Origin of the sequence: Chitinimonas sp. BJB300 (assembly GCF_002735695.1) — a bacterium.
Lineage (GTDB): Bacteria > Pseudomonadota > Gammaproteobacteria > Burkholderiales > Chitinimonadaceae > Chitinimonas.
The window spans coordinates 56,790-63,264 of sequence record NZ_PDZH01000007.1 but is presented as its reverse complement, the minus strand read 5'-3'; the positions used below and the strand labels follow the sequence as shown (position 1 = coordinate 63,264).

At 50.7% G+C, this 6,475-nt stretch carries 6 protein-coding genes; 4 read left to right on the top strand and 2 right to left on the bottom strand.

Features of this window, described 5'->3' with window-relative positions:
* Together istA and CSQ89_RS02345 are read right to left on the bottom strand one after the other, a co-directional pair.
* On the bottom strand, positions 1-664 hold a 664-nt coding region (istA, locus tag CSQ89_RS02350; RefSeq protein WP_143747045.1), incomplete at its 3' end, for an IS21 family transposase.
* 119 nt (positions 665-783) lie between these two features.
* Positions 784-2,253 (bottom strand): astacin family metallopeptidase, encoded by a 1,470-nt coding sequence (locus tag CSQ89_RS02345; RefSeq protein ID WP_255408611.1) that lies wholly within the window; start codon positions 2,251-2,253, stop codon positions 784-786.
* A gap of 478 nt (positions 2,254-2,731) precedes the next feature.
* Between CSQ89_RS02345 and CSQ89_RS02340 the strand changes: the two genes are divergently transcribed.
* The 4 genes from CSQ89_RS02340 to CSQ89_RS02325 all read left to right on the top strand — a co-directional run bounded on the left by CSQ89_RS02340 (position 2,732) and on the right by CSQ89_RS02325 (position 6,366).
* Positions 2,732-3,115, top strand: coding sequence for an avidin/streptavidin family protein (locus tag CSQ89_RS02340; RefSeq protein ID WP_099404588.1), 384 nt, complete (start codon positions 2,732-2,734; stop codon positions 3,113-3,115).
* Between the two features lie 525 nt (positions 3,116-3,640).
* Positions 3,641-4,351, top strand: a complete 711-nt coding sequence (locus CSQ89_RS02335; RefSeq protein ID WP_099404587.1) for a cobalamin B12-binding domain-containing protein — start codon at positions 3,641-3,643, stop codon at positions 4,349-4,351.
* On the top strand, positions 4,348-5,262 hold the full coding sequence (locus tag CSQ89_RS02330) for a GGDEF domain-containing protein (RefSeq protein WP_158228870.1): 915 nt from the start codon (positions 4,348-4,350) through the stop codon (positions 5,260-5,262). Before CSQ89_RS02335 ends, CSQ89_RS02330 begins: the two co-directional genes overlap by 4 nt.
* A 393-nt stretch (positions 5,263-5,655) precedes the next feature.
* Positions 5,656-6,366 carry an META domain-containing protein gene (locus tag CSQ89_RS02325; RefSeq protein WP_099404585.1) on the top strand — a complete coding sequence of 237 codons (711 nt, stop codon included), beginning with the start codon at positions 5,656-5,658 and terminating at the stop codon, positions 6,364-6,366.
* The last annotated feature ends 109 nt before the right edge of the window (positions 6,367-6,475 follow it).

Here is a 6,475-nt window from a genome sequence, read left to right as displayed (position 1 = left end):
AGTGCGCGCACATCACAGCAAAGCGCGCATTGACGGTTCGCCCCTTGCCCTTGTTGATCCGATCAACCGCCGTCTTCATGTTGTCGTAGATGCCACGACGGGGGATACCACCCAAGGCCATGAAGGCACGGGTGTGAGCATCGAACAGCATCTCGTGGCCCTGGCTAGGGTAGGCCACCAGCCAAAAGGCGCGGCTGGCGCAGAGCTTGAGATGAGAGACCTGTATGCGGCGATAGAGGCCGCCAATCACTAACCCCTCCTCGCTCCAGTCAAACTGAAATGCCTCACCCAACGCAAACTGCAGCGGTACAAAGGCGTGCAGTGCACTACCTTTACGACCGCGCCAGGCACGGATAAAGGCTGTCAGTTGGCTGTAACCGCCTTGGTAACCCTCCGCCTTGATTTGCGTGAACAGGGCCCGGGCTGTGCGTCGATCCGGTTTGGGCCGGTGGAAATCAGCCTGGAGTGCCTGCTCCAATGTGGCGTAGAAGGTAGAGCGTTTCCCAGCTGACGCTGCTCGCTGGTAAGTGGGTGGCGCCGGCTCCTCTGGCATTCGAAGCCATTTTCGGATGGTATTGCGCGACAGACCTGTGCGCTTGGTAATCTCATGTAGCGACAGCTTGTCGCGTAGATACATCCGCCGAACCTTGCCTAACATTTCCATGGTGATCACCCTTTCACGCCTGCCTAGAAATTAGGCAGGGCAAGTAGAACACCTGGGTCAGTTTTGAATCGGCACTAGCACCTTGGCTGGGTCAGTTTTCGGTCAGCCACAACACTAACTCAATACCAGTACCAATGCTGCCAGGATGGCTGTGAGTTATCGATCTTGGCCATTACCGGCACGTCCCCGGCAGCGTAAGAGAGAGCAGTTGCCGGGAAGGCTACATTGATCAGTTTGCCATTTTCGTAACGCCACTTATAAGTAATTGGTGGCGTGTTCTTCTCGCATTTGTTATTAAGGTGGAGACGCGCCATGTCCATTTTTTCACCGACCTGCTTAAGAGGCGCCAGGCAATGAATCTCGGTCCTGCTGACTAAATACCCATCTTTGTCCTGCCGCCATAATTGCAATGGTTTATTGGCATCACAGGGTGCAATCGCGATAGACAGTTGGTCATCATTAAAGACTGCCTGCAATACCTCATTGTCAGGTGTAATTCCTGGGTTAAGCTGAGCGTTAGCAGGGAGGCGGCGTGCTTCCAGGCATTGCTTTTTGTCACTGCCGGCCGGCCGCCACGACGAGACCAATTGGCGAAATGATTGTTGAACCTTTGTTCCATCGACGACTTTAACGGTGAATATCCCCGTTCCGGCTTTACCTTCCGAGGTAAGAAAATGGAAAAATACCCGGTTCAGAACTTCCGTCGTTGTAGCTGGCTGGGCCTGAATTTTCAGGGTAAACGTATTACCGGCCTGGCTATCAATTGTGGCGGTGATGAGCGGATTTTCACTGATAAGTTGCGGTGCTCTGGCAAGGTATACATTTGGCAGAACCTGCAAAACAACCGTCCCTGTACCATTCTCTGGCAATATCAACTCATGCTTGCTCAGCACTACCTTTAATTGATTGTCAGTAGGCATGGGTGCCGTATTGGGTGTGCCGCCATATAAGATATTAAGTCCTGCTATATCGCCAGGGGAAAGGGTAGAGCGAGGCCATGTTCGCACGATTGTGTTGGGGTCGCGCAAACTTATCTCCAGTTGGTTCTGCGGGTCGATGTCATAGTGCATCACTGAATTCAGGTCATAAGAACCTAAAATTATGGCGTCTTTCACTTTTTCATATTGCTTGGGGTTCAATCTAACTCCAAACGACTTCTGATTTACGACAATGTGCTGGTCGCGATCTGAGCGTTGATGCTCGTGGAGGAAGCTCAGGGTATGCATCAGTTCATGTAGCGCCTCGCCTACCGTCTGACAGCTGGGGCTTAGAGCCAACTCCTGGGGGCCACCGATTTTGCCCTTTCTCGAGTGACACTGTGGATAGTGGTTGTCTTCGGCCAGATAGACATAGTCCGGCTCATCTGTCCGCTCAAAAAAATGCAGTGAGCTGTTCAGGGAAATCTGTCGAGCTGCCGCAAGAAATACCTCGCGTGCCTTTGGGGAGGCGTTAGTCAATACATAGGGCACCCTACCGTTAGGCCATCGCCTATCTTGGGCGGGAATGAGGGCACGCCTTAGGCGCTTTGTTTCAGTTACCTCTTCTTCACTATCTCTCGTCAACTCCGTAGTCGGCACTTGTTGGTCCATGGCTTGAATGGGGCTTGACGCTAAAATGGGTAGGAAATAAATACTTATCGGCGTCAGCACTTTGCTGCAAAACGGGTACATTTTTCATCCTTTACACAAAAACTAGGTTCCGCTTGGAGTTCTAGGCGACTCTGTGCGTGAGGCTCCCGCCTGTGTGGACTGAGTACCAATCTGCGCGTTCGCAATGGCGCGAATTACAGCAAATGAGAGAAATTTTCTTGAAAAAATCAGACAATAATGTTCACAAAAATGACAGGTTTGTTTGTTATTGCTAACGGTACTTAACGTGCAGGGTGGTCTTGTCTACTTGACCAGCCGTTTGGTGGGACTGGAAATGAATGACAAAGATCGAGCACTGGATTGTTGATCAAGGAGGCTTGCCCTTAGATGGTGCGGGCTCTGCTAGACGATAGGTATTGGGAACATTCCAAAGTTGCCTATGCTGGAAGCCCACAGACTCGTTTTCAAGGAGGAAACCATGAGACAAGAACATGCGCTGGAGCATGCTCTGGCAGGGACTGGCAAGGTAATCGATTTTTCAGGCAAGTGGGTCAATGAACTCGAATCGGCCATGACGGTGGTCCAAACGAATGGTGTTCTATCCGGCACCTATGAAAGCAAGAAAAGCAGTACTGGTGCTACCGCCATTGGTGACTTGGTGGGCTATGTTGATGGCGACTTGATTTCGTTTACTGTCCACTGGCGGGCATTCCAGGCAATCACTGCCTGGGTTGGTCAATTAGACTCGAAAGCAAAGAAACAAACCATTCATACCCTTTGGCAACTAACGAAGCAGGTGGTGCCAGGTGAAGAGTGGGCATCGATTAATGCAGGTAGTGACAGTTTCACGCGCTTGCTTTAATTAATCGCGCAATACTTTTGCCGGTCATTTGTCCGTGTCACTTTATTGCTGTACCAAATGGCTGGCGAATTTCAAAAGACTTATCTATTGCCAACAAATTAATTGTTATCATATTGGTTGTTCAATCCTATCTGCCCCCTTTCTCTTTAAAACAGCTTTACGGCATTGGCAGTTTTCTTTTCTTGGAAGCAATTTTTTCTCATGTTCGCTATCGTATGCTACAGAAGCCATCTATTGCTGCTTGAAGCGATAGGCTCCCCGGCGCTTTGTTTCATCGATATGGGGTTTGTGGGTGCAAGGCGTAATATTGGTATTGGAAACATGTTGGACTTCACCACCTATGGACATATAGACACGCTGATAAAATAGTAAGTAGTGCGTGCTGCATCTGTAACTCTTATTACTGGCGGTGTTGGCATATCAATGCATTTCAAATGCTGAAAATAAAAATAACAGCCCTATTGCTTTCGTGGATGTCTTACTGCTGTCCGCCCCCACTCATTAATTTACTTGTAGGAATACTCCATGAGCGAATTCCTGTCCAGAAAGCCAGAACTTTTACTTAGGCCTTTTCCTGTTGTGTCTGAAGTTACTGCTGATAGTGATCTTCAGGCTGTTGTGCGCTATATGGAAGCGACGTTGAGTGGTAATAAGCAAGCTGCGCATGAATTGGTCAGCATGGCAATGAAAGGCGGACAGACACTCACTGAAGCGGCGGTGCGTCTGATACAACCTGCGATGTACGAAATCGGCCGTCTCTGGCAGGAGGGGGCCATAACGGTGGCGCAGGAACATCTGGCAACCGCAATTTCTCACAAGGTATTGGCGCGCGCCTACCTGCAGACTACGTTTATGCCGCCCATTTGGCGTAAAGCTTTGTTTGCGGGTATTGAGGGAAATCAGCATTCGCTAGGTTTGACGATATTGTCTGATGCTTTTGAAACAATTGGTTGGGAGGTGAGCTATCTGGGTGCCGATGTGCCGGTTGTGGATTTGGTAAAACAAGTCGATATCGAAAAACCGGAATTGCTTTGCCTGTCTTTGTCTATGCCCAGTCACCTTTTGATGGCGCGGGATACGGTGCTGCGATTACGTACAGAACTCGGTAGCCAGTGCCCGACGATATGGGTTGGCGGCCGGGCGACACTGGTGGCGGAGCATGTTTGGCGCGATGTGGTCAAGGCAGATGGTTGGGCTGTAGATGCCTTGCATGCTTTGGAGCAGGTAGTGCCATGACGTTTGTTAGGGAAGCTGCCGCCTGTAGCACCACATGGTTGTTTCCCTTCCGGCATTTGGTCTCTGTCGTTGCTGCATTTGTGAGCGAAGATGGCTGGCTGATCGACAGCAATGACGGTTTTCAACGCCTCTGTGACATTGGTGATGCTTCACAAGCACACAGGGCGGCGGACTATTTCATTCTGCCAACTTTTAAGCAATTGACCGCTGCGCGGTCGGAAGCAGGATGGGCCATATACCAAGGTGTGATCAATATTGGTAAAGATGAAAACTCATGTCGCTCGTTGATCGGCAAGGTGCATCGTGATGGCTCGAACCTGATCCTGGTGGCGGAGTTTGATGTCGTTGAAATGGAAATGCTTAACACGCAGTTGGTTCGGCTCAACGAACAATTGGCTGTTGTCCAGCGTCATCTACGTACATTAACCCTCACCGATCCGCTTACCGGCCTTGCCAATCGCCGTCATTTTGAAGAATTTCTGCAAAAGGAATACCTCCGCATTCAGCGATCAGGCAGCGACCTGTCCGTTATCATGATCGACATCGACCATTTCAAGCGTGTGAATGACCTTTATGGGCATGCACAAGGGGATGAGGTGTTACGACATGTCGCCCATCTTTTATCGAAAGGGACGCGGAAAATTGACTTGGTTGCACGCTTTGGTGGTGAGGAGTTCGTGCTGCTGTTACCGGACACCAATATCGAGGGGGCGGTGACGTGTGCTGAGAGCCTGAGAAAAAGTGTAAGGGAGTCACAACCCGCTGCCTTGCTCGACCCATTGAGTGCGAGTTTTGGGGTAGCGCAATACCTGACCGGCGACACTACCGACAGCTTGCTCAAACGTGCAGACGAGGCACTCTACACTGCCAAGAATAATGGACGGGATTGTGTCGAAGCTTGTGTGTCATGAGTACAGTGGGTGATGAATGTTTCGTTACCTGCACCCTGAAAATGTCTGAAACGAAGCAAAGTTCACCACACGATGGATGATGTACGTATATCCTCTGGGTCGGGTGGGATAACCCGCTTGGCTCCTTGGCTCTTTTAGTCCGGGTTATTCGAGTTTATCCAATCCCTTGTATGCGCTTTCTAGGTGGATTCAGTGGATAGAAATTGCCTAGTCCTTGTTCCCTAAGAGCCTGTCTAATAGTCTGCTGCGCATGGGCAATATGGCGTTGAAAACATCCTCGGAATGCGCATTTACCCTTTGTAAACGCCGCTTCCTCGGCTGTTTACGCCTTAGCTCGCGAGTCTTTGGGTAGGTTCTAAGGGTTGTGCATTGCCGGATTTTTAGAGGAAGACAATGCGACGTCACCTATATTTATCAGCCTTGTTGGTGCTTGCCGGTTGCGCCTCAAATCCATTTTCAAAACAGGCCGTCCCACCAGGCGCGTCTTCTACATCGTCCTTGCCCAGTTTGGGCGAACTATTTTCCAGCGGCCCCAAGCTTGTGGGCAGCCGTTGGGTATGGGTGGAGACAAAAACGCCTTCGGCGAAGCTGGCAGCGCCAAGTACAGGTATGTATCTGCTCGACTTTGGCACCGAGGGGTTTATTCGTCTTACGGTGGACTGTAACCGCGGAAGTGCCAAATACACGTTGGATGGCAAAGATTTCAAGGCAGGGCAGGCAGCGCTGACACGTATGAACTGCGCGCCTGGCGGATTAAGCAGCCGTTTTACGGCTGACCTTGGCAAGGCTGAACGAGCGGAGCTCAGCGAAGGTAATCTTTTGCTGAGCCTACCGGCCAATACCGGTGTGATGCGCTTTGCACCGCTTAAAAGCAGCCGTTATGTTTGCACCAACAAACTCAAATTTGGATTGGTGAATTTACCCGGGAGCGATGTTGCAATTGAATTCGATGGGCGTTTCTTCCGCGCAGCGCAAGTGGCTTCCGGTGTGGGTATGACCTATGAGGGCGAGGGGGTGCGCTTTCAGAAGAAGGGCGACGAGGCGATGCTGGACCTGGGCGAGCAAGCCTTGCGTAATTGCAGGTTGCTGGCCGCCAAGTCGTAAGAACCTGTCTAAAGTCTGCTGCGCGTCGGCAATATGGCGTTGAAAACACCCTCGGAATGCTCATTTACCACTTGTAAACTCCGCTTCCTCGGCTGTTTTCGCCTTATCT

Bases quoted from the DNA above. Each gene is read 5' to 3' on its own strand.
- CSQ89_RS02340 (WP_099404588.1), top strand. From the start codon at position 2,732: ATGAGACAAGAACATGCGCTGGAGCATGCTCTGGCAGGGACTGGCAAG.
- CSQ89_RS02345 (WP_255408611.1), bottom strand. From the start codon at position 2,253: ATGGACCAACAAGTGCCGACTACGGAGTTGACGAGAGATAGTGAAGAA.
- CSQ89_RS02325 (WP_099404585.1), top strand. From the start codon at position 5,656: ATGCGACGTCACCTATATTTATCAGCCTTGTTGGTGCTTGCCGGTTGC.
- CSQ89_RS02330 (WP_158228870.1), top strand. From the start codon at position 4,348: ATGACGTTTGTTAGGGAAGCTGCCGCCTGTAGCACCACATGGTTGTTT.
- CSQ89_RS02335 (WP_099404587.1), top strand. From the start codon at position 3,641: ATGAGCGAATTCCTGTCCAGAAAGCCAGAACTTTTACTTAGGCCTTTT.